Source organism: uncultured Bradyrhizobium sp., from assembly GCF_964252615.1.
Classification (GTDB): domain Bacteria; phylum Pseudomonadota; class Alphaproteobacteria; order Rhizobiales; family Xanthobacteraceae; genus Bradyrhizobium.
The window spans coordinates 1-19,379 of sequence record NZ_CAXUNQ010000039.1; the positions used below are offsets into that span (position 1 = coordinate 1).

The window sequence follows — 19,379 nt, forward strand, 5'->3', positions numbered from 1 at the left end:
AACGGTATCCAGCGTTCAGGGCGTCGCCGACCATGGGAGAGGGTTGGGCCGGTCCTTTGTAGCCCAGCATGCGGTAATTCCAGGCTTCGCAGGATAGCTTGTCGGCTTGTTTGCGCGCGTTCTTGGCCTGCTCCGCGCTGGCGCGGATGGTGCTGTCAAACAAGTGCTCGCGGGATTTGGTGCTCATGAAGACAGAGGGTAGGACCGGCGGTTTTGGCACGGCAACCATCCAATAGTTGCCTTCGCCCGCTCGGATCGCCCCTGGATGGACGGCGATGCTAACCTGATCGGCGGTTGCGCGTCCGCCTCGGGCTTATCTACCCCTTCCACACCTTCACTTCCCCAGCCGCAACCTGTTTCCTCCATTCAGGATCGGTTGCGTATCGCTCCATTGCTTCTTTGCTTCCTGAGTGCCGCACTGGAATCCCGTTCCGCGTCACCATCCACCATCCTTTCGGGCCATGCGGTTCATCGGGCGAGGGCAGGACTTCATAGGCCTCGTTCGGGTCGTCGTCGGTGGGGTGGGGTAGGGTCATGGTGATGGGGTGCTTATTGGCCAAGAGCGCTCAGGTGCGGCGTATTGTGCGCGCCTCGGGATGATCAAAGGCGCTTTCGATGATGCTCTTGATCTCGCTCTCCACAACGCGGTGGAGATTGACAAGATCGCAATATGCCAGGTCCTTCAAAAAATCCCCCTGCATGCCGATGGCAGAGATCATATCGTCGGCCCAGAGGCGTAGCTGCTCTTCGTGGCAGACCGTTTCGGCCGCCGCAGCCGGATTGAGTATTACAGTTCCCATGGTCTCTCTCGCCTGTGTCGCTTATGATCGTGGATGTTTTAGGCTCTGGCGCCGGACAGCATCTTGCCACTTCTCGCGCTCGGTCAATTCCCGCTCCCGGTAAACGATCTTTGGCTCCCGCCACTCCAAAGCCCGCGCGGCTTCCCGCATGACCTCGGTCACATTGCGGGCTTCTGGACCACCTTTCTCCACGCACAGCCGAGAGCAGAATTTCGGAATCGCCACGCTATTGTCGATGTCATTTTCACTGCAGTAGGTAGACCAGCCGTTGCCCCACGGCGCAACCGTATGGCAGATACAGCAACAATGCAGTAGGGGGGCGCCGAAACCTTCCCCGGCCTTGCGCCGCTGCAGGCCGCGCTCGCTCTTTGCTTCATCGATCTCCCGGATAATGGTTGCCATGGCTCTGTCGCTGTTTATGAGTGCTGGTCTATGGCGGTTGCCTCGCAGGGAGCGCAAACTGCGCCATGCCACTCAGTCCCGCCTAGGCTGGTCACCGTCAGAAATCTGTTTTGATCGTCATTCCCGCACGTCGGGCAGATCATCCGCACGGCAGCGCCACCTTTCAGGATGGGCGTCTTGGGCTTCCTGAACGGCGAAACGATATAGCTCTCTGCCATGGTCTCATTTCCTGCTCAGGAACGCTGTAGCCCCTCAAGGGCACCAGCAACTTTTTGATGATCGGCGGCGGCCTCATAGAGATATGATTCCGCGCCCTGCAACATCTCCCCAATGCCCTTGGGGTCGCCGCGTGACGCAACGGCAATAGTGAAGGCCAAGGAGTTCAAGAGCCGTTCTATCATTGCCGCAGCGCGATCAGGATCGCCCTTTGCGGCGGATAGTTCAATGGCGCATAGACCCGCGAGCCGATCTCCAAACGAGACGCGCCGCTCTGGTTCTTGGCCGAAGTGTTCTGGCGGTTGGTTCATGCTCTCTCGCTTTCTTCGGTCACGAACGCGGGCGCGCGGCGTCCGGGTCATTACCGGGCCTGACTTCATGCCACCCACACGTCAGACGGATGTCCTGCATCGTGTACCCTTGCGGCGTGACAATGTTCGGATCGCCTTTGGACCATTGTGTGGCCGCACGCAGTTGACACTCTTCCATCCCATAAGGGAGAGGGCCGACCGTGCCGCCGATCTGTCCGGCGATATAAATGACTATAAACAGATTCACGTCACGCTCCCGGTGTCTGTTGGGCGCATTGCTCACAATGCTCATTGAGGGGTATTCGATGAACGCAACGACCGCGAGAGAGGTCAACCGGCGGTGGCTTCTCGACCCGCAAATGCATCGCGAGTGAGATCAGCCGCGGATAGCCGATCAACTCACCTAACTGGCGAACGGCATTCTTTTCTTCGTCAGGGAACATCAACGCTCTCCATTCGAGACGGCTGGCGCGTTGAAGCGGTCCTTCATGCGGACCGCAGCATCCAAGCTATAGCTGCAAGGCTCACCCTGCTTGGCGTTGCCTGTCGCACGAGTCATGCAGAACCATTGCGGGTAGGGGTCGCGCTCCCCGCACACCGGGCAGATAGCTTCCTCGGTCATGTTCGCTCCTCTAAGACCTCTAGCGCGGCTTCCGAGACGGGCGCCGCGTACCGCGTGAGGCTGGCCCTCACGCTTCCCCTCGAATGGGTAAGCGGTTGTCATTGCGCTCGTGTGCTCTCAGCGGCGGCAACGAGCATCTTTCCCAACTGCTCGGCCACAGTAGCGTCGAAATGTAATTCTGCATCGCCGGGGCTAGCTGCGATGCGAATTGAGACATAGCGGCGCTGGCGATTGGTGCCTGCCGTTACCGTCATATCTCCAGTTAAGGTTTTGCCGCTATAGGTCTCGTTCTCAATCCGGTTCATCACTTCGTCCACCTTCATTTTCCAAAGCCTTGCTGTCATTGCAGCACCTCTGTCGTCGGGGCTTCAATCCAAACAAGGCCCCATCCCTTGGCGCAGCGCGGGCAACTGAATGGCGCTCCGTCAAGCTGGCTACATCCGCGAAGGTCTCCGGTAACGCCTCTCCAATGGCATCCCCGCAAGCCACGGGGGCAGCAAGCCGACGTTCCAGCGTGTAGGAACTCATTGTTCACATCCGAAATAGCCCAGCCTAAACATATGCCAATATTCGGTTAGCATTACGCCAACCGCTTTGCGACCAAGCCCTTCGTGCTTGGTCAACGTCACATGAGCCATTAGGAGAGCCTTCGCCGCGTCCTTCGGACCATCAAGACGCTCCATAAGCAGGCGCTCAATGTCGTAGGCAACTGCTGCGATCTTCTGGTCTTTTGTCATTTTCGGCTCTTGGCTATGGGTGAGGCATGGGAGCGGGCCTCCTCAGAAACCGCATGTAGGGGACATCAGCGTTTCCTACTGAGGGTCGCCGAACCGATACGACTCGCCGTCCTTGTAAGCGTCGGGCCGTACCTTGGTGAAAAAGTGGCCCTCGACACCACGCCGGGCCACGGCCGTCGCTATGATGGCATCGGCATTTTTCAGGCTCGTGCGCCGAGTTATGATTCGGACAGGGTGAGGTTTTTCCATCCCAACCTCGATCACGTCGTAAAGGTTCGCCATCTCTCACTCCCTCTGCCACCATCAGCGGCTCTAACGTGTCCGTACAAATTCGCCATGAAGCTCCGCAGCCTTCTTGGCGTAAGCTTTGTGCGCTTCCTCGGCGGTATCGAATTGCCCAAGGTGAATCCGCCGGCCGTCAATCGTGATGGTTGAGCGGAACCGCTTGGCGTTCTTTGGGCTGTTAAATCGTGCGGCGCCCTTGAGGCCAGTGGTGCTCAGAGCCGAGCATTTCCTGTTTCTGGCGTTTTCGGAAAATGTTGCCAAACGAAGGTTCTCGATGCGGTTGTCGTCAGTGTCGCGGTTTTCGTGATCGACCAACCCGTTCGGGACTTCGCCGTAATGGTGGAACCAGGCAAGATGGCTCGCTGTATAGCTGTGACCGTCAATGGCAATCCGGCGGTAGCCAGATTTGACGATGCCTGCGGTCTTGCCGAACTTGCACATCGGTCCCAGGCGAATCCGCCACGTCAGGGCTCCCGTCGCCGGGTCATAGTCCAGCACATCGCGCAGACGCGCCAAGGTCAGTTCCTTGATGTTTCGTTTAAGGCTCATGGACGGGCCAGCCGCGCTATTTGTTCGGGGATCAGCTTGGCTAGGTCTGCCCGTTGAACCCCGACAGCCTTTGGGTAGTGGCCGAGCTGTTCAACCAGGTTCGAGCAAGATGCACCCTTCGGGGTGTCTGCGCCAAACCTCACGCGGATGGCGATCAGCTTGCGCTGCTCTGGCGTAGCCGGACGCTTGCGAACACGTCGTGAACGCCGCTGTGTCAGCCCTGCGTCACCGGGCTCGCAAGTACTTGCTTCGTTCGTCAAATGGTCAGCACCTTCGCGCAAGGTCTGTTCCGGTTTTTCCTCGTAAGTCATTGATCTGCTTTGCTCCATATAAAATGACACGGCCTTCGCCAGGGGAGCTGACGAAGGCCGCGTCGACCGCCTTGTCGCGGCTGGACCGCGCTTTGGCGTGGGAGCTGTTTTCGTATCCCGGGCGCGATGCAGATTCCAAGGCGATGCAAGGCATCGCCGGTCATGCTGCTCCGCAGAACCGGGCCCGTACCGGACACCGCGTTCGTTAGTGCCCCGACGCACCGCGAGAACGGCGCTGCGTCGGGGGCACGCGTTAAGTTCTAGAACGGCAAGACCACATCCATGAACTGCTGGCCGTAGCGCGGCTGCTGCACGTCGGTGATCTGGCCGCGGCCGCCATAGGCGATGCGGGCCTGGGCGATCTTGCCGGAGTCGATGGTATTGTCGCTCTGGATGTCCTCGGGCCGAACGATGCCGGCGACGATCAGTTCGCGGATTTCGAAATTGACGCGGATCTCCTGCTTGCCTTCGACCACCAGGTTGCCGTTGGGCAGCACCTGCGTGACCACGGCGGCGATGGAAGTCTGCAGATTCTCCTGGCGCTGCACCGAACCCTTGTTGTCGGTCGACGACGTGCCGTCGGCCGTCAATAGCCGGCCGGGCAGGACGGCGGTGGCCGGATTCTTGATCAGTTTTGAGCCGATGAAGTCCGTGATACCCGAATCTTCCTTGGCCGCGCGGCTGCGCTGGGTTTCGTTGGCGATATTGGCCTTGTCGGTGAAATTCACCGTCACCGTGAGCAGGTCGCCGATCTGATGCGCGCGCTGGTCCTTGAAGAACGCGCGGGAGCCGTTGCGCCACAGCGAGTTGGCGTTGTACGACGCCGGCTCCGGCTTCGGCATCGGCATCTGTACCGGCTTGTAGCCGGGCTGCGCCGTCGGATTTTCGATCGCCGTCAATGCCGGCTTCTCGCCGAGCGCCGCGAAACGGTCGAGCGCCGAGCAGCCGCCGCCGAGTCCGGCGACCGCCAGCGACAGGGCGGTGAGCGCGGCGCGATTGAACGATGGGGACATGAACATCAACTCTACTCAGCTTTTTGAGGACCGGTGCCGATGGCGGCTACGGAGACGGGAACGGCGGGTTCGGCGGCACCCGTTGCGGATGCGTCGGCAGCGGCGGGAAGGCGGGGTGCAGCCATCGCAACCGAAACCTGGCCGCGGCCGACCACGATGCCTGATACGGTGCGCTTGGATTGCAGATTGAGCACATTGACCACGTCGCCTTCGGTGCCGCCCTCCAGCGCCTTGCCGCGGATGGTCAGATAGAGCCCGGACGACTGGTAGATCAGGGTGACGTTCTGGTCGCGCGTCACCAGATCGGGTTTTGCCAGATCGGCGGCGCGAAGCGCCTGTCCGGCGCGCAATTGCCGCCGCGCCTGCATCCCGACCGCGCCGTCGCGGCCTGTCGCATCGCCGCCGACCTCGGCCTTCGGCCGCCGCTCGATCACCACGTCGGAGGATTTCAGCACTTCATTGCGCTCGACGCCGCGCACCAGCACCGCGGCGTCGACGGTTTCGACCGCGGTGCCGGTGAAACGCAGCCGCGCCGGCGAAGAACCCGAGGCGTTGGTTATTTCAAAGCTTACGTCGAAACGGCCGCTGCGCGGCTCGTAACGCGACGAAACCGGCTGCAATGCGCCGCTGTTCGAGGTTTCGAGCTGCAGCGTCTGCACTTCGCGATCGAAAGTCAATGTGAGGTTGGCGGCGTCGCCAAGTCCGTTGCGCCGCTCCAGCGTGCGGGCGACCTGCAGTTCGATATCCCTGGCCTCCAGCGTGCGCGCCAGCCGCGTCACCGAAATCGCCTTCAGGTCCTTGGTATCGACGCCGATCACCTGATGCGCGCGCAACGCGCCGATCACCTGCGCGGTCGCCACCGTCCCTGTGGTGCCAGGATCCGGCGCGCGATAGATCGCGATCTGGGCTGCGGCGCCGGCATTGTCGATCACGTCTCCGATCCGCACCACGTCGCCGGTCACGTTGACGTTGGCGCGCAGCACCGGTGCGGCGATGTCTGCGGGGCTTTGCGCGCGCGCAGCCGGTGCGGCGGCCGCGAGCAGGGCGGTTGCGAGGAGAAGCGAACGGACGGTCATCATCGGCGCCTCAGCGGAACAGGTTGGCGGTGGATTGCAGCATCTGGTCGGCGGCGCTGATGACCTTGGCGTTCATCTCGTAGGCGCGCTGCGCCGCGATCAGGTCGGAGATCTCCGAGACCACCTCGACATTGGCCTGTTCGAGGTTGGACTGCTGCATGTCGCCGAAGCCGTCGGCGCCGGCCACGCCGTCCTGCGGCGTGCCGGATGCGGGGGTGTCGGTGAACAGGTTGTCGCCGTTCGGCTGCAGTCCGGCCTTGTTGATGAAGCGCGTCAGCCCGATCTGACCGACGGTCGTGGGCGTGGTGGAGCCCGGCAGCGTCACGGTCACCTGCCCCTGCGCATTGATGGTCAGGCCTGACGAATTCTGCGGGATCGTGATGGTCGGCTGCACCGGATTGCCTTGCGCGGTGACCACGCGGCCCTGCGCGTCCATCTGGAACGAGCCGTCGCGGGTATAGCTGTAGGTGCCGTCCGGCATCTGGATCTTGAAAAAACCTTCGCCGCGGATGGCGATGTCGAGATCGTTGCCGGTCGGCGACAGCGTGCCTTGCGTCATCAGCCGCGGCGTGCCGACGGTTTTCACGCCGCCGCCGATATCGATGCCGACGGGAAGGATGGTGCCCTGGTCGGACGCCTGCGCGCCGACCCGGCGGACGTGGTCGTAGATCAGGTCCTGGAACGCCGCGCGCTGTTTCTTGTAGCCGGTGGTGCGCAGGTTGGCGATGTTGTTGGAAATCACCTGGACGTTGAGTTCCTGGGCCGCCATTCCCGTCGCCGCGGTAGAGAGAGCGCGCATGATTGGATTCCCTTACGCCGGAACGTCGGCTAGTTTTTCGAGTGCGGATTTCCGCAAGTCGCCTTGGCTCTGCAGCATCGACGAGATTTGCGTGTAGGCGCGCGTCACCTCGATCATCTTGCTCATCTCGGCCACCGAATTGACGTTGGATTTTTCGACAAAACCCTGGCGCACCTTGGAGGCGGCGTCGGGCTGCGCCGCGTTGCCTTCGCCGCCTGAATAAAGATTGGCGCCTTCCTTCACCAGCTTCTGCGCCTGCGCGAAGCTGACGAGGCGCAGCTTGCCGCGCACCGAGTCAATCCGATTGGTGCCTTCAAGGACGCTGACGCTGCCGTCGGCGGTGATGCTGATTTCCTTGTCGGTCGGCTGGAACACGATCGGACCGCTGGTGCCCAGCACCGGATTGCCGGCCGCCGTGACAAGCTGGCCTTGCGAATTGATCTGCAGCGAACCGTCCCGGGTATAGCGCTCGCCGCCGGGGGTCTGCACCACCAGGAAGCCTTGGCCGTCGATTGCAAGGTCGAGCGGGTTCTTGGTCGGCTCGGCTGCGCCTTGCGCGAAATCGTGATAGGTGGCGCGGTCGGTCACATAGCTGATACGGCGGTCGGCGCCTTTGAAATCGTCCTGGTGCGCGCCCGAGGTCAGGTATTCGTGAAACAGCGACTTGCCGGCCTTGTAGCCGGTGGTGTTGACGTTGGCGACGTTGTTGGCGACGACATCCATCTGCCGTTCCAGCGTCATCTGCCGCGATAGTCCGACGAGAAGCATATTCTCCATCGGGTGGTTCTCCCCTTTCGCGATCCGCATCGGCTCTCCCAAGCCGGGTGCGGACCTAAGCGAACCGCCAAGGCTCTCCCAAGCCGCGGTTCGCTGCACCCAGAGCGAAAGCCGTGCCAATTGAAGAAGCGGTTGTTTTGCAATGGTTTAGACGTTGCCCTGGCCGGGCCGCGCCAGGCAGAAAGGTCTTGTTGACCATAATGACCCGGCAGTTTTTACCTGGCTGGGACAACACCGCCGTCATCCTGGGGTGCTCGCCCCATTGGGCGAGCCCCGAAGGATCGCCGCAAGCCCTCATGGCGATTCTCGAGACGCCGCGCAAGCGCGCGGCTCTCCAGGATGACGGCATCCTCTCTCCGAATCGTGCCCGCGAAGGCGGGGACCTACCCCTGGCGCCGATGGTCGCAAAAGGCCTTTGCTCCGGTGCGCAAACCAGGCGACACAGCGTATGGATCCTCGCGTTTGCGGGGACGACTCGCGGGGGATGTAGCCCAAGCCTACCCGGCAGTTTTTTCCTAGTTGAGGGACAAAAGAAAGGTTCCATTAACCATTGCAAACCTAGTGTCGCACGAATGATGGCGCATGCGCGCCGGGGGCCTTGTATCGCGTCTTAAGCCTGCTCGGCCGCATCGAATCTCCTCTGGTATGGGACTTGGCGGGCGGGCGATGGCGGACAATGACGACAAGGAAGACGGCGCTGCGGCGGCTGCCGCGCCGAAAAAAAGCAAGAAGAAGCTGATCATCATGGCCGCCGCGGCGCTGCTGCTGGTCGGCGGCGGCGGCGCGACCTGGTTCTTTTTCTTTCGCGGTCACGGCGAGGAAGCCCACGCCGAAATCGCGGCGCCGAAAGCGCCCATCTTCCTCGACGTGCCGGAGGTGCTGGTCAACCTGGTCGGCGCGCCCGGCGAGCGGATCCAGTATCTCAAAGTGAAGGTCGTGCTCGAGGTCAAGGAAGAAAAGCAGGTCGAAACCATCAAGCCGACCATGCCGCGCGTCAGCGATATTTTTCAGACCTACATGCGTGAATTGCGCCCCGCCGATCTCACCGGCTCGGCCGGACTGTTCCGGCTGAAGGAGGAATTGACGCGACGGGTCAACGTCGTGGTGGCGCCGGGGCAGGTCAACGCCGTGCTGTTCAAGGAAATCGTCATTCAGTGACGGGACGGGTGTGAGACGATGGCGGGCAACGACCAGGTCGACCAGGATGCAATCGCCGCCCAGTGGGAGGCGTCGCTGGATTCCGAGGATCCGGCGGCGGCCGCAGAATCCGCTGCGGACAACGAACTCTCCGGCGCGATGGCGTTGCAGTGGGCCGCCATGGTCGAGGACGGCGGCCGCGATCTTGGCAGCGGCAAGAACGGCGGCGAGCGCGTGCTGTCGCAGGAGGAAATCGACAACCTGCTCGGCTTCTCGGTCGGCGAGGTCAATCTCGACGACAATTCCGGCATTCGCGCCATCATCGATTCCGCGATGGTGTCCTACGAACGCCTGCCGATGCTCGAAATCGTGTTCGACCGGCTGGTCCGGCTGATGACCACGTCGTTGCGCAACTTCACCTCCGACAACGTCGAGGTTTCCCTCGACCGCATCACCTCGGTACGGTTCGGCGACTACATGAATTCGATCCCGTTGCCGGCGGTGCTTTCCGTGTTCAAGGCCGAGGAGTGGGAAAACTTCGGCCTCGCCACGGTGGATTCCAGCCTGATCTATTCCATGATCGACGTGCTGCTGGGCGGACGGCGCGGCCAGACATCGCTGCGCATCGAGGGCCGGCCCTACACCACCATCGAGACCAATCTGGTGAAGCGGCTGGTCGAGGTCGTGCTGTCGGATGCCGAGCAGGCGTTCCGGCCGCTCTCGCCGGTGACGTTCAAGATCGATCGTCTGGAGACCAACCCGCGTTTCGCCGCCATCAGCCGGCCGGCCAATGCTGCAATCCTGGTGCGGCTGCGCATCGACATGGAAGACCGCGGCGGCATTATCGAATTGCTGCTGCCCTATGCGACCATCGAGCCGATCCGCAACGTGCTGTTGCAGATGTTCATGGGCGAGAAATTCGGCCGCGACCCGATCTGGGAAGGACATTTGGCGACGGAAATTGCGCAGGCGCAGATTTCGGTCGACGCCGTGCTCTATGAGGCCGACATTCCGCTCAAGCAGCTGATGAGGCTGAAGGTCGGCGATACGCTGCCGCTGGAAATGCGCTCCGACGCGCTGATCGCGGTGCGTTGCGGCAATGTGACGCTGACCGAAGGCCGCATGGGCCGGGTCGGCGATCGCGTCGCCATCCGCGTCACCAAGCAACTCCGAAAGCCCAATACTACCTTCGCGATGTTCGAGAAGGCCGAAGAGCAAACCAAGTTGATGGAGGCACAATGAGTCATTCATTCGGAATGGTGATCGAGAGTCTGGTTGCGGTGCTGCTGCTGCTCACGATCGGCTACTGCATGGTGCTCAACAAACGCCTGCTTCGGCTCAAGGCCGACGAGCAGTCCTTGAAGGCGACCATCGGCGAGTTGATCACCGCGACGGAGATTGCCGAGCGCGCCATCGGCGGGCTCAAGCACACCGTGCGCGACGTCAACGAGAATCTCGGCAGCCAGCTCAATGCCGCTACCGACATGTCCAGGCAACTGACAAAGCTGCTCGCGGAAGGCGACGGCGTGTTGCGGCGGATCAGCAAGATCGCGGTCGCGGCGCGGCCGGCTGAGCCGGAACCGCCGAAGCTATCGGCGGCGAAGGCGGTTGCCGCTGCGGCGCAAGCCTTCTCCGACCGCAGGAGGCCGAACGGTCTCGCTGCATGAAGGCGCTCCGTGAGATCCGCGTCATTCCGGTTGTCCTGATCGCGATCCTCGGCCTCGCGGCGCTGAAGGTCGCGGGCCTGGTGATCGACGGCGGCTATGTGTTCGACTACCAGCCCAAATCGACCAAGCGCTCCTGGGCACAGGAAAGTTTCAACTTCCCGGGCGGCAGGTCAGATCCGTCGGATATCACCGGATCGGTCGCCGCGAAAAAGGAAGAGGCGCCGCCCAAGCCCGCGTTGAGCGCACCGGAGACGGCGAAGCCGCCGGAGGGCACCGTCGCCTTTCCGGACCAGGCGCCATCGATATCGCCCTCGGAGCGCGCGTTGCTGGAGCGGCTGCAGGCGCGCCGCCAGGAGCTGGAAGCCCGCGCACGGGAGATTGACATACGGGAAAATCTCCTGAAGTCGGCCGAGAAGCGCATCGAGGGAAAGGTCGAAGAACTGAAGGCCGCCGAATCGCGCATGGGGGCTGCGACCGAGCAGAAGAAGGAAGCAGAAGACGTACGCCTGAAAGGCCTCGTCACCATGTATGAGGGCATGAAGCCGAAGGACGCCGCAAAAGTGTTCGACCGGCTGGAGATGAACGTGCTGTTCGAGATTGCTTCGAAAATCGCCCCACGAAAGATGTCGGATATTTTGGGGCTGATGTCGCCGGAGGCTGCCGAACGCCTGACCGTCGAAATGGCGCGCCGCGCCGGCGGCGACAAGTCGGCCACCGCCGCCGAACTCCCCAAGATCGAAGGCAAGATGCTCCCGCAAAATCGTAATTAGCGGGGATATTTAACAAGTCCTTAAATCGGCAATTCTAGACTTAGGGCACGCGACTTCGAGCCGCGGACGAAACGTGAGCGGGAAGACTCTTTGCATGGCCCAGGCGGCTGCCGCTGACGATCGGTCGCAAGCTCGCGCATGCGCGCAGCGCTGCCTGTCCGCGTGCGCCGCCGGCCTTTTCCTGCTGGCTTTACTGTTCGCCGGCGCCTGCCGGGCCGAGCCTGTCAAGGGCGAGGCGGTGTTCTCCGCGCCCGACGGCTACGCGCGGCTTGTCATCAAGCTCGCCGAGGACGTCGAATCCGATGTCAGCGTGGCCGGCTCGATTGTCGTGATCCGTTTCAAGCGGCCGGTCGATATATCCGTCGACAAACTTTCGGAGGCGGTGCCGGGTTACGTTGGCTCAGCGCGGCGCGATCCGGATGGTGCTGCGATCCGGTTATCGTTGGCGCGGCGGGTCACCGTCAATGCCATGACGGCGGGTGAACGCATCTTCGTCGATCTGTTGCCGGAGAGCTGGAACGGCTTGCCGCCAAACCTGCCGCAGGAGGTGATCCGTGAATTGTCCGAGCGTGCCCGGGCCGCCGAGCGCGCGTTGCGCGCACAGCGCGCCGCGGAATCGGCGTTGAAACGGGCGCCGGTCCGCGTGCGTGCCTCGGTTCAGCCGACCTTTGTACGCTTCGTATTCGAACTGCCGGATGGCGCCAGCGTCTCCTCGGCTCTGAACGAGCAGAAGCTGGCGCTGGCATTCAACAGCGCGCTGATTTTCGATCTCGCCGACGCCAAGCTTGCCGCCCCTTCCAACATCGCCTCGATCAACCAGAAGATCGACGGCGAAAGCGCGTCGGTAGAAGTTGCGCTGATCGGCGATGTCGACGTCCATTCGTTCCGCGAGGACAAGAACTACATTGTCGATATCGGTTTCCAGCAATCGGAAAAGCCGGCCCCGTCGCCTGCGGCGGCCGTGCCGACCGCTCCGGCGGCCAAATCAGGCAAGCCCGGTGACGAAGCGCCGCCGCAACGCTCCGGCGAGATCGTGCCGCCGACTGAGGAAACGATAGCGCAGCAGGTCAAGCTCGAAGCCAGGCCCGATCCGAAACCCGAACCCGAGACGAAACCGCGCCCGGTAACGCCGGCCAAATCCGCCGCTGCGGCTACAAAACAAGCGGCCGTGCCGATTTCAGCGCCGCCGAAAATCGTGCTCGCTGCCGCCGAACCACCGGTTGCGGCCAAGCCGGACGCGGTCGACCGGGTCGAAGCCAGGCGCAACAGCGACGGATTGCACCTGGTATTTTCATTCGCAACGTCGGCGCCGGCGGCCTTGTTCCGCCGCGCCGACGTCGTCTGGCTCGTGTTCGATTCCACCAGGCCCCTCGATCTGGAGCCGATCCGCCGCGAGGCGGGATCGGTGATCGGCGATGTCAGTGCGATGCCGATGGAGAAGGGGCAGGCGATCCGCATGCGTCTCAATCGCCCGCAACTGGCGTCGCTGACCGGCGAAGACAGGACCGGGCAGAACTGGCTGGTGACCTTCGCCGACACCATGCAAGCCCCGTCGCAGCCGCTCGCGGCGACCCGCAACATTAGCGATCCGGCGCGCGCCAATGTCACCGTGGCGCTCGCAGGGCCGGGAGCGATGCATCGGATGGTCGATCCCGATGCCGGCGACGCCCTGATGGTGGTCACCGCACCGCCGCCCGGTGCCGGTTTCATCCGGCAGCAGGATTTTGTCGAGTTTTCGTTGCTCGAATCGAGCCATGGCGTGGTGATCCAGCCCCACTCCGACGACGTCGCCGCCGAAATCGCATCCGACAAGATCACGCTGAGCCGGCCCGGCGGCCTTACGCTGTCGCCGGCGGATGCCGGCGCCGAGCGCGCCTCCATGGCGGTTCGTCCCGTCTTCGATATCAACGAATGGCGCAAGAACCAGGCCGACGAATTTGTGAAGCGACTGGATGCGTTGATCACAGCGGCGTCCGGGGCAACGGCCGAGCGGCGTTCGGCGGCGCGCCTCGATCTGGCGCGATTTTATATGTCGCGCGCGATGTATCCGGAAGCCAAAGGCGTGCTGGATCTTACGTTGAGCGAGGCAAAACCGGGACAGGAAGACCTCTCCGCGCTGATCGTGCATTCGGTCGCCTCGACGCTGATGGGCCGTCCCGAGCAGGGGTTAAAAGATCTCGCGGCTCCGGCAATCGGCGCCAATTACGATTCGCAGCTCTGGAAGGCGCTCGCGCTGGCGCGGCAGGGCAAATGGGCCGACGCACGGGAAAAGTTCAAGAACGTGGAATTCGCCATCACCTCGCTGCCGCTGGAATTGCAGCGCGTCGTAATTACGCAAGCGATGCGCGCCTCGATCGAGGTCAAGGATTATTCCGGTGCGGCGAGCCGCAGCAACGATCTCGACGTAATCGGTATTCCAACCGAGCTGAAACCCCAGATTTCGGTGCTGCGCGGAAAAATGGCCGAGGCGCTGGGACGCGAAAAGGATGCGTTGGCCGAATACAAGTCGGCGGCGCAATCGGCCGATCGCGCTTCCGCGATGGAAGCGCGGCTGCTCGACATCGCGTTGCGCCAGAAGCGCGACGAGGTTACCCAGGCGGATGCGCTGCGCGATCTCGAAACGCTTTCGATGACGTGGCGCGGCGACGGGCTCGAGGTCAAGGCGCTGCAGATGATGGCGCGGATCTATTCGGACAGCGGCCGCTACGGCGAGTCGCTGGCGGCGGCGCGGACCGCTACAAAACTGGAGCCCAATTCGGACCTTTCGCGGGGTGCGCAGGACGCCGCGGCTGCGCTGTTTGCGCAGCTGTTCCTTAGCCCGAAAGGCGACGATATGCCGCCGGTCGATGCGCTGGCGCTGTTCTACGAATACAGTGAATTGACCCCGATCGGACGGCGCGGCGACGAAATGATCCGCCGCCTCGCCGATCGCCTGGCCGGTGTCGACCTGCTCGACCAGGCCGCAGAGTTGCTGCAATACCAGGTCGATCACCGGCTGGAGGGTGCCGCGCGCGCGCAGGTGGCGGCAAGGCTGGCAATGGTTTACCTGATGAACCGCAAGCCGGATCGCGCCATCGCCGCGCTTCGCACCACCCGCATTTCCGATCTCGCAGGCGAATTGCGCCAGCAGCGGCTGTTGCTGGAGGCGCGCGCGCAGAGCGACATCGGCCGCCGCGATCTCGGCCTCGACATCATCTCCAACATCGGCGGGCGCGAGGCGGTCCGGCTGCGCTCGGATATCTACTGGGCGGCTCGGCGATGGCGCGAATCTTCCGAGCAGATCGAACTCTATTACGGCGACCGCTGGCGCGATTTCAAACCGCTCAACCCGGTGGAGAAGGGCGACGTGATCCGCGCCATGGTCGGCTACGCGCTGGCGGAGGATTCGCTGGGGCTGGCGCGCTTCCGCGAAAAATATGCGGCGCTGATGAGCGGCGAAACCGACCGCGCCGCGTTCGAGGCTGCGAGCAAGCCGGCTTCGTCTAACAGTGCCGAGTTCGCTCAGATCGCCAAGATGGCGGCCAGCGTCGATACGCTTGACGGGTTTCTTCGGGAAATGAAAGCGCGTTTCCCCGACATGACCGCGAAGGCGCCGCTGCCGCCGGAAACCCAGAAGCCCGACCCTTTCCCGACCGGCTCGCTGCCAGCGATCGTCGGACTGAAGCGGGTCGAGGCGGCAAGATAGGGTAGCGCGCTTCCATCCGCAGCGGGTTATGGGTGCCCATCTTCGCAAGGACGACATCTGCGTTGGCGCGACACTGCTCCCCCTCGACAGACACGCGCCGAAACGGCAACGTGCGGCCATCGACCGTCCGGAGAAAGCCGCCATCATGAGCAAGCCCACCAAGACCGAAGCCGAACTCATTGCGATGGCGAGGGCGGAGTTGAAGGCCCATCTCAATTGCCCGGACGGAATCGCCATCTCGGTACTGCGTGACGGTGATAGCTGGGAACTCCGGGCCACGGCCGACGCCACCACCGTCGGCAAACCCGGCTATCCCGAATGCGTCGCAATGGTCGTCCAGATCGGCGACCATCTCAGCAAGCAATATGACGTGAGTTGAGTTGTATCCCGGACGCGACGCGAAGTGCCGCGTCGCAGACCGGGACCATGCCAAACGAAGCGTCATGCGCGGGCTCGGCCCGCATCCATCAATCTTCGCGGGAATCCTTCAAAGTGGATGATCGCCAGGTTCAGGCCCGGCCATGACGATGGTTGTCTACCCGCCGTAACTTTGCACCAGACTGCCCGCCACCAGCGACCAGCCGTCGACCAGCACGAAGAAGATCAGCTTGAACGGCAGCGAGACCACCACCGGCGGCAGCATCATCATGCCCATCGACATCAGCACCGAGGCGACTACAAGGTCGATGATCAGAAACGGCAGGAACAGCAGGAAGCCGATCTCGAATGCGCGCTTCAACTCGGAGATCATGAACGCCGGCACCAGGATCCGCAGCGACATGTCGGCGGGCGTCGCCGGCGGCGGCTCGCCCGACAGGTCCATGAACAGTTTCAGGTCCTTCTCGCGCACGTTCTTCTGCATGAAGCCGCGCAGCGGCACCACGGCGCGCTGCAAGGCTTCTTCGACGCTGATCTGGTTGGCGACCAGCGGCTTGATGCCGTCATCGTAGGACTTCTGCAGCACCGGGCCCATCACGAAGGCGGTGAGAAACAGCGCCAGCGCCAGGATGACCGAGTTCGGCGGTGCGGTCGCGGTGCCCAAAGCGGTACGCAGCAGCGACAGCACCACCACGATGCGGGTGAACGACGTCATCATGATCAGGATCGACGGCGCAATCGACAGTACCGTCAACAGCGCGATCAACTGGATCGCGCGCTCGGTGACGCCGCCATTGCTCTGGCCGAGATTGATGCTGATATCTTGCGCGAACGCCGGATCGGCGGTTGACCCCGCCAATATCAGACCGACAAAAAATAAAACTCTACGCGGGGCTGTCGCCGATCTCACGAAGGCGATTTCGGGCGGCCCAGCAGTGACGCCATTTCGTCTTCGAGATTCTCGAAGCCGCTCTTCGGCGACGGCGGAGCAACCGGCGGTGCCTCGTTGCGGGGCCGGTTAGCCGGCGGCTCCGGCGCTACCGGCGGCGCGCCGACTCGCGGCTCGTCCGAATCGCCGGCCGGACGGCGCAAGGCTGCTTCGAGCCGCTGCGCCATCTCGGCGAGGTTCTGGTCGGCCGAGGAAACGGCAGGTAACGGTGCAGCCGGAGGCGGAACCGCGGCTCGTTCCGGCGCGCGCGGCGGCTTCGGCGGCTCGAGCGGGCGCGAGGGACGGGGAATGATCGGCTCGCTGCGCGCCGGCCGCGATGGCATCGGTTCACCGCGCGGTTCCAGGCGCGATTCGGAACGCAGCGTGGATTCGGTCATTGCCGGACCCGACAACAGATCACTGCCGCGCCGCTCGGGCAGCGCGGCCGGACGGCGAACCTCGTCCGCGAAAGGAGGCCGGGCGGAACGCGGCGGCGGCTCCGGCATCGCGGGTTCCGGGTGATCGGGCGCGGCGTCGCCGTCCGGCCAACTGCCGACGTCGGGAAGTACCACCCGCGGCGGCAGTTCGGCTCCGACATTGGGCCGCGGCGGCGCCTGGTCGCGTGCCGGGATGGCGCGCACGATATTTTGTTCCACGACGATGTCGCTGGGACCGCCGATCATCAGCAGGTGTTCGACGTTGTCGCGGCGCACCAGCACCAGCCGCCTGCGGCCGTCCACCGCGGCGGCATCGATCACGGCCAGCCGCGGCATCCGCCCGCGGTTGGTGTTGGCGCCGAGCCGATTCCCGGCGAATCGGCGTACCAACCAGGCGGCGGCGCCGATCAGGGCCAGAACGACCACGAACGCGAAGAAGAATGTGAGCTGTGTCGACATGCGTTATCCCCGGCAAATAGCGCTTTCTTGACCTCTTAAGATTCGTCGAACGCCGCTCAGGACGATACAGCAAACGGCGCAAAAGCGTAAGTTTTGCCCTAACTCTTAATTCTCCGCGGCAAGAACTGCCGCCGCATCCCTTAATAAAGCATGAATCGGCGCAACCAAAACAACTTCTGGGCGCGTAGAACGTCAACGGTTTGGTTGGTTAATGCGGCCGTACGCAGCAAAATGAGCTGCAAGCGCAATCCATCACGGAGCAGCATCCCGGCCCACAAGGTCCGGATTCTTTAACCCGCTGTTAACCATAACAGCGGCAAATTCTGCCTACTTCGCGCCATTGCGCGCTGAAGCGGAGGCCCGCCGATGCCGATCAACGATCTTCCGGTTCTGTCGGCGCTGCGCACCAAGATGCAGTGGCATCAGGAGCGTCAGCGCGTGCTTGCCGAGAACATCTCCAACTCCGACACGCCGAATTTCAAGCCGCGCGATCTGGTCGAGCCGAAGTTCGGCCGCAATGGCGCGGGCGCCGCAGCAGGCATGGGATCGCTGGCGATGATGCGCACCAGCGCCGCGCATATCGCCCCGTCCGGCGGCGGAGGCGGCTTCGCGCAGAATGCCAAGGCCGGTTACGAGACCCGGCCGGCCGGCAATGCGGTCAACCTGGAAGACGAGATGCTGAAGGTTTCCGCCAACCAGATGGACTACGCGGCAGCGACATCGCTCTACAGCCGCGGCCTCGGGCTGCTGAAGACGGCAATCGGAAAACGCTGAGATAGGAAAACGACATCATGGCCGACGATGGCGGGGATTTCATTCGCTCCATGGGCATCGCGACTTCCGGGCTTCGGGCGCAGGCCGGGCGGATGCGGGTGATCTCGGAAAACATCGCGAATGCGGATTCGACCGCGCCGACCGCAGGAGGCGAACCCTATCGCCGCAAGGTGCCGACCTTCTCTTCAGCGCTCGACCGTACGCTGGACGCCAAGGTCGTGACCTTGGGCAAGGTCAAGACCGACGCGTCCGCGTTTCGCGTCAAGTATGAGCCGAGCAACCCGTCGGCGGATGCCGCCGGCAACGTCAAATACCCCAACGTCAATCCGCTGATCGAAATGACCGACATGCGCGACGCGCAACGATCCTACGAGGCAAACCTCAATATCATCAGCGCGACGCGGCGGATGATTCAACGCACCCTCGACATCCTCAAAGCCTGAAGGAAATTATAGCCATGGCTTCCCCGACAGTCGCTGCAAATGCCTACGCGAGCCTCGGCCGCATGCTGGAATCCGGCGGCGGTATCGGTGCAGGGAAGGCTTCCGAACAAGGCGGCGGCCAGTCGTTCGGCGCAATGCTCAAGGACGCCATCGGCAGCGTGATGGATTCCGGGCGCAAGTCCGACGCCCAGACGCTGGCGATGGCGTCGGGCAAGTCCAACGTGATGGATGTCGTGACGGCGGTGGCGGAAACCGACGTCGCGGTCTCCACGCTGGTATCGGTGCGCGACCGCGTGATCCAGTCTTACGAAGACATCATGAAGATGCCGATCTAGTTGCCATTCCGGGGCGCGCGAAGCGCGGGCGCGGAATCCATGTATCTCCGGTATTCGTGTCAGCCTCCCCACGCTGGCACAGAAAGCATGGATTCCGGGCCTGCGCCAAGCGGCGCATCCCGGAATGACGAACGAGTTGACCGAGCAAGAATGGAATTGAGATCATGACCGGCGCTGAAACCCTCGACGTCGCGCGCGATGCGATCTGGACCATCGTGGTGGTGTCGTCGCCGCTGATGGTCGTCGGCCTCATTGTCGGCGTCGCAGTGTCGCTGATCCAGGCGCTGACGCAGATCCAGGAACAGACCCTGATCTTCGTGCCGAAGATACTTGCGATTTTCGTGACGCTGCTGCTGGCGCTGCCGTTCATGGCGGACGCGCTGCAGGGCCACATGCTGCGGATCTCGTCGCGAATCATCGGGGGCTGATGCAAGATCACGCTTCTCGGGATGGGGCCAGGCTGAATGC

General features: G+C 63.0%; 26 protein-coding genes and 1 pseudogene. 10 read left to right on the plus strand and 17 right to left on the minus strand.

Features of this window, described 5'->3' with window-relative positions; translation table 11 throughout:
- From ACFE72_RS17520 to flgF, 15 genes and pseudogenes are all read right to left on the minus strand, one after another.
- Positions 1-187, minus strand: a pseudogene (locus tag ACFE72_RS17520) (hypothetical protein); the annotation flags it as partial.
- Between the two features lie 379 nt (positions 188-566).
- Positions 567-800 carry a hypothetical protein gene (locus ACFE72_RS17525; RefSeq protein WP_375414391.1) on the minus strand — a complete coding sequence of 78 codons (234 nt, stop codon included), beginning with the start codon at positions 798-800 and terminating at the stop codon, positions 567-569.
- Between the two features lie 21 nt (positions 801-821).
- Positions 822-1,202, minus strand: coding sequence for a hypothetical protein (locus tag ACFE72_RS17530; protein WP_375414392.1), 381 nt, complete (start codon positions 1,200-1,202; stop codon positions 822-824).
- 233 nt (positions 1,203-1,435) lie between these two features.
- On the minus strand, positions 1,436-1,729 hold the full coding sequence (locus tag ACFE72_RS17535; RefSeq protein WP_375414393.1) for a hypothetical protein: 294 nt from the start codon (positions 1,727-1,729) through the stop codon (positions 1,436-1,438).
- A 19-nt stretch (positions 1,730-1,748) separates the two neighbouring features.
- The gene (locus ACFE72_RS17540; RefSeq protein ID WP_375414394.1) at positions 1,749-2,063 is read right to left on the minus strand and encodes a hypothetical protein; all 315 of its coding nucleotides are present in this window, start codon (positions 2,061-2,063) and stop codon (positions 1,749-1,751) included.
- Positions 2,064-2,171: 108 nt separating this feature from the next.
- The gene (locus tag ACFE72_RS17545) at positions 2,172-2,351 is read right to left on the minus strand and encodes a hypothetical protein (RefSeq protein ID WP_375414395.1); all 180 of its coding nucleotides are present in this window, start codon (positions 2,349-2,351) and stop codon (positions 2,172-2,174) included.
- Positions 2,352-2,449: 98 nt separating this feature from the next.
- Entirely contained in the window at positions 2,450-2,695 is a 246-nt protein-coding gene (locus tag ACFE72_RS17550; RefSeq protein ID WP_375414396.1) for a hypothetical protein, read from the minus strand.
- A 180-nt stretch (positions 2,696-2,875) separates the two neighbouring features.
- Positions 2,876-3,088 carry a hypothetical protein gene (locus ACFE72_RS17555; protein ID WP_375414397.1) on the minus strand — a complete coding sequence of 71 codons (213 nt, stop codon included), beginning with the start codon at positions 3,086-3,088 and terminating at the stop codon, positions 2,876-2,878.
- 75 nt (positions 3,089-3,163) lie between these two features.
- Positions 3,164-3,370 (minus strand): hypothetical protein, encoded by a 207-nt coding sequence (locus ACFE72_RS17560; RefSeq protein WP_375414398.1) that lies wholly within the window; start codon positions 3,368-3,370, stop codon positions 3,164-3,166.
- Positions 3,371-3,400: 30 nt separating this feature from the next.
- Positions 3,401-3,922, minus strand: coding sequence for an HNH endonuclease (locus tag ACFE72_RS17565; protein ID WP_375414399.1), 522 nt, complete (start codon positions 3,920-3,922; stop codon positions 3,401-3,403).
- Entirely contained in the window at positions 3,919-4,233 is a 315-nt protein-coding gene (locus tag ACFE72_RS17570; protein WP_375414400.1) for a hypothetical protein, read from the minus strand. Before ACFE72_RS17570 ends, ACFE72_RS17565 begins: the two co-directional genes overlap by 4 nt.
- Before the next feature lie 260 nt (positions 4,234-4,493).
- Positions 4,494-5,252, minus strand: coding sequence for a flagellar basal body L-ring protein FlgH (flgH, locus tag ACFE72_RS17575; RefSeq protein WP_375414401.1), 759 nt, complete (start codon positions 5,250-5,252; stop codon positions 4,494-4,496).
- A 5-nt stretch (positions 5,253-5,257) separates the two neighbouring features.
- A complete protein-coding gene (flgA, locus tag ACFE72_RS17580) occupies positions 5,258-6,325 on the minus strand; it encodes a flagellar basal body P-ring formation chaperone FlgA (RefSeq protein WP_375414402.1) in 1,068 nt (355 codons plus the stop codon).
- A 7-nt stretch (positions 6,326-6,332) separates the two neighbouring features.
- A complete protein-coding gene (gene flgG, locus ACFE72_RS17585) occupies positions 6,333-7,121 on the minus strand; it encodes a flagellar basal-body rod protein FlgG (RefSeq protein ID WP_375414403.1) in 789 nt (262 codons plus the stop codon).
- 12 nt (positions 7,122-7,133) lie between these two features.
- The gene (flgF, locus tag ACFE72_RS17590; protein WP_375414440.1) at positions 7,134-7,898 is read right to left on the minus strand and encodes a flagellar basal-body rod protein FlgF; all 765 of its coding nucleotides are present in this window, start codon (positions 7,896-7,898) and stop codon (positions 7,134-7,136) included.
- A gap of 666 nt (positions 7,899-8,564) precedes the next feature.
- On the opposite strand from flgF, the gene fliL reads away from it, so the two are divergent.
- From fliL to ACFE72_RS17620, 6 genes are all read left to right on the plus strand, one after another.
- Entirely contained in the window at positions 8,565-9,056 is a 492-nt protein-coding gene (gene fliL / locus ACFE72_RS17595) for a flagellar basal body-associated protein FliL (RefSeq protein ID WP_375414404.1), read from the plus strand.
- Positions 9,057-9,074: 18 nt separating this feature from the next.
- Positions 9,075-10,277 (plus strand): flagellar motor switch protein FliM, encoded by a 1,203-nt coding sequence (gene fliM, locus ACFE72_RS17600; RefSeq protein ID WP_375414405.1) that lies wholly within the window; start codon positions 9,075-9,077, stop codon positions 10,275-10,277.
- Entirely contained in the window at positions 10,274-10,702 is a 429-nt protein-coding gene (locus tag ACFE72_RS17605; protein WP_375414406.1) for a DUF6468 domain-containing protein, read from the plus strand. The genes fliM and ACFE72_RS17605 overlap by 4 nt, the downstream gene beginning before the upstream one ends.
- Positions 10,699-11,472 carry a MotE family protein gene (locus ACFE72_RS17610; RefSeq protein ID WP_375414407.1) on the plus strand — a complete coding sequence of 258 codons (774 nt, stop codon included), beginning with the start codon at positions 10,699-10,701 and terminating at the stop codon, positions 11,470-11,472. Before ACFE72_RS17605 ends, ACFE72_RS17610 begins: the two co-directional genes overlap by 4 nt.
- Before the next feature lie 94 nt (positions 11,473-11,566).
- On the plus strand, positions 11,567-15,157 hold the full coding sequence (locus ACFE72_RS17615) for a tetratricopeptide repeat protein (protein ID WP_375414408.1): 3,591 nt from the start codon (positions 11,567-11,569) through the stop codon (positions 15,155-15,157).
- Between the two features lie 145 nt (positions 15,158-15,302).
- Positions 15,303-15,536 (plus strand): hypothetical protein, encoded by a 234-nt coding sequence (locus ACFE72_RS17620; protein ID WP_375414441.1) that lies wholly within the window; start codon positions 15,303-15,305, stop codon positions 15,534-15,536.
- Positions 15,537-15,692: 156 nt separating this feature from the next.
- Here the strand turns inward: ACFE72_RS17620 and fliP are convergent, their stop codons facing one another.
- Positions 15,693-16,445, minus strand: a complete 753-nt coding sequence (gene fliP / locus ACFE72_RS17625) for a flagellar type III secretion system pore protein FliP (RefSeq protein ID WP_375414409.1) — start codon at positions 16,443-16,445, stop codon at positions 15,693-15,695.
- Entirely contained in the window at positions 16,442-17,359 is a 918-nt protein-coding gene (locus tag ACFE72_RS17630; RefSeq protein ID WP_375414410.1) for a flagellar biosynthetic protein FliO, read from the minus strand. The genes fliP and ACFE72_RS17630 overlap by 4 nt, the downstream gene beginning before the upstream one ends.
- 366 nt (positions 17,360-17,725) lie before the next feature.
- Between ACFE72_RS17630 and flgB the strand changes: the two genes are divergently transcribed.
- The 4 genes from flgB to fliQ all read left to right on the plus strand — a co-directional run bounded on the left by flgB (position 17,726) and on the right by fliQ (position 19,339).
- Positions 17,726-18,133, plus strand: coding sequence for a flagellar basal body rod protein FlgB (flgB, locus tag ACFE72_RS17635; RefSeq protein ID WP_375414411.1), 408 nt, complete (start codon positions 17,726-17,728; stop codon positions 18,131-18,133).
- A gap of 17 nt (positions 18,134-18,150) precedes the next feature.
- Entirely contained in the window at positions 18,151-18,576 is a 426-nt protein-coding gene (flgC, locus tag ACFE72_RS17640; protein WP_375414412.1) for a flagellar basal body rod protein FlgC, read from the plus strand.
- A gap of 14 nt (positions 18,577-18,590) precedes the next feature.
- Entirely contained in the window at positions 18,591-18,911 is a 321-nt protein-coding gene (gene fliE / locus ACFE72_RS17645; protein WP_375414413.1) for a flagellar hook-basal body complex protein FliE, read from the plus strand.
- A 164-nt stretch (positions 18,912-19,075) separates the two neighbouring features.
- Positions 19,076-19,339 (plus strand): flagellar biosynthesis protein FliQ, encoded by a 264-nt coding sequence (fliQ, locus tag ACFE72_RS17650; RefSeq protein ID WP_375414414.1) that lies wholly within the window; start codon positions 19,076-19,078, stop codon positions 19,337-19,339.
- Positions 19,340-19,379: the final 40 nt, after the last annotated feature.

What these genes read in the sequence shown, in the direction of transcription:
- ACFE72_RS17525 (WP_375414391.1), bottom strand. Translation starts at nt 800, where the DNA reads ATGGGAACTGTAATACTCAATCCGGCTGCGGCGGCCGAAACGGTCTGC.
- ACFE72_RS17530 (WP_375414392.1), bottom strand. Translation starts at nt 1,202, where the DNA reads ATGGCAACCATTATCCGGGAGATCGATGAAGCAAAGAGCGAGCGCGGC.
- ACFE72_RS17535 (WP_375414393.1), bottom strand. Translation starts at nt 1,729, where the DNA reads ATGAACCAACCGCCAGAACACTTCGGCCAAGAACCAGAGCGGCGCGTC.
- ACFE72_RS17545 (WP_375414395.1), bottom strand. Translation starts at nt 2,351, where the DNA reads ATGACCGAGGAAGCTATCTGCCCGGTGTGCGGGGAGCGCGACCCCTAC.
- ACFE72_RS17550 (WP_375414396.1), bottom strand. Translation starts at nt 2,695, where the DNA reads ATGACAGCAAGGCTTTGGAAAATGAAGGTGGACGAAGTGATGAACCGG.
- ACFE72_RS17555 (WP_375414397.1), bottom strand. Translation starts at nt 3,088, where the DNA reads ATGACAAAAGACCAGAAGATCGCAGCAGTTGCCTACGACATTGAGCGC.
- ACFE72_RS17560 (WP_375414398.1), bottom strand. Translation starts at nt 3,370, where the DNA reads ATGGCGAACCTTTACGACGTGATCGAGGTTGGGATGGAAAAACCTCAC.
- ACFE72_RS17565 (WP_375414399.1), bottom strand. Translation starts at nt 3,922, where the DNA reads ATGAGCCTTAAACGAAACATCAAGGAACTGACCTTGGCGCGTCTGCGC.
- ACFE72_RS17570 (WP_375414400.1), bottom strand. Translation starts at nt 4,233, where the DNA reads ATGACTTACGAGGAAAAACCGGAACAGACCTTGCGCGAAGGTGCTGAC.
- flgH (WP_375414401.1), bottom strand. Translation starts at nt 5,252, where the DNA reads ATGTTCATGTCCCCATCGTTCAATCGCGCCGCGCTCACCGCCCTGTCG.
- flgA (WP_375414402.1), bottom strand. Translation starts at nt 6,325, where the DNA reads ATGATGACCGTCCGTTCGCTTCTCCTCGCAACCGCCCTGCTCGCGGCC.
- flgG (WP_375414403.1), bottom strand. Translation starts at nt 7,121, where the DNA reads ATGCGCGCTCTCTCTACCGCGGCGACGGGAATGGCGGCCCAGGAACTC.
- flgF (WP_375414440.1), bottom strand. Translation starts at nt 7,898, where the DNA reads ATGGAGAATATGCTTCTCGTCGGACTATCGCGGCAGATGACGCTGGAA.
- fliL (WP_375414404.1), top strand. Translation starts at nt 8,565, where the DNA reads ATGGCGGACAATGACGACAAGGAAGACGGCGCTGCGGCGGCTGCCGCG.
- fliM (WP_375414405.1), top strand. Translation starts at nt 9,075, where the DNA reads ATGGCGGGCAACGACCAGGTCGACCAGGATGCAATCGCCGCCCAGTGG.
- ACFE72_RS17605 (WP_375414406.1), top strand. Translation starts at nt 10,274, where the DNA reads ATGAGTCATTCATTCGGAATGGTGATCGAGAGTCTGGTTGCGGTGCTG.
- ACFE72_RS17610 (WP_375414407.1), top strand. Translation starts at nt 10,699, where the DNA reads ATGAAGGCGCTCCGTGAGATCCGCGTCATTCCGGTTGTCCTGATCGCG.
- ACFE72_RS17615 (WP_375414408.1), top strand. Translation starts at nt 11,567, where the DNA reads ATGGCCCAGGCGGCTGCCGCTGACGATCGGTCGCAAGCTCGCGCATGC.
- ACFE72_RS17620 (WP_375414441.1), top strand. Translation starts at nt 15,303, where the DNA reads ATGAGCAAGCCCACCAAGACCGAAGCCGAACTCATTGCGATGGCGAGG.
- ACFE72_RS17630 (WP_375414410.1), bottom strand. Translation starts at nt 17,359, where the DNA reads ATGTCGACACAGCTCACATTCTTCTTCGCGTTCGTGGTCGTTCTGGCC.
- flgB (WP_375414411.1), top strand. Translation starts at nt 17,726, where the DNA reads ATGCCGATCAACGATCTTCCGGTTCTGTCGGCGCTGCGCACCAAGATG.
- flgC (WP_375414412.1), top strand. Translation starts at nt 18,151, where the DNA reads ATGGCCGACGATGGCGGGGATTTCATTCGCTCCATGGGCATCGCGACT.
- fliE (WP_375414413.1), top strand. Translation starts at nt 18,591, where the DNA reads ATGGCTTCCCCGACAGTCGCTGCAAATGCCTACGCGAGCCTCGGCCGC.
- fliQ (WP_375414414.1), top strand. Translation starts at nt 19,076, where the DNA reads ATGACCGGCGCTGAAACCCTCGACGTCGCGCGCGATGCGATCTGGACC.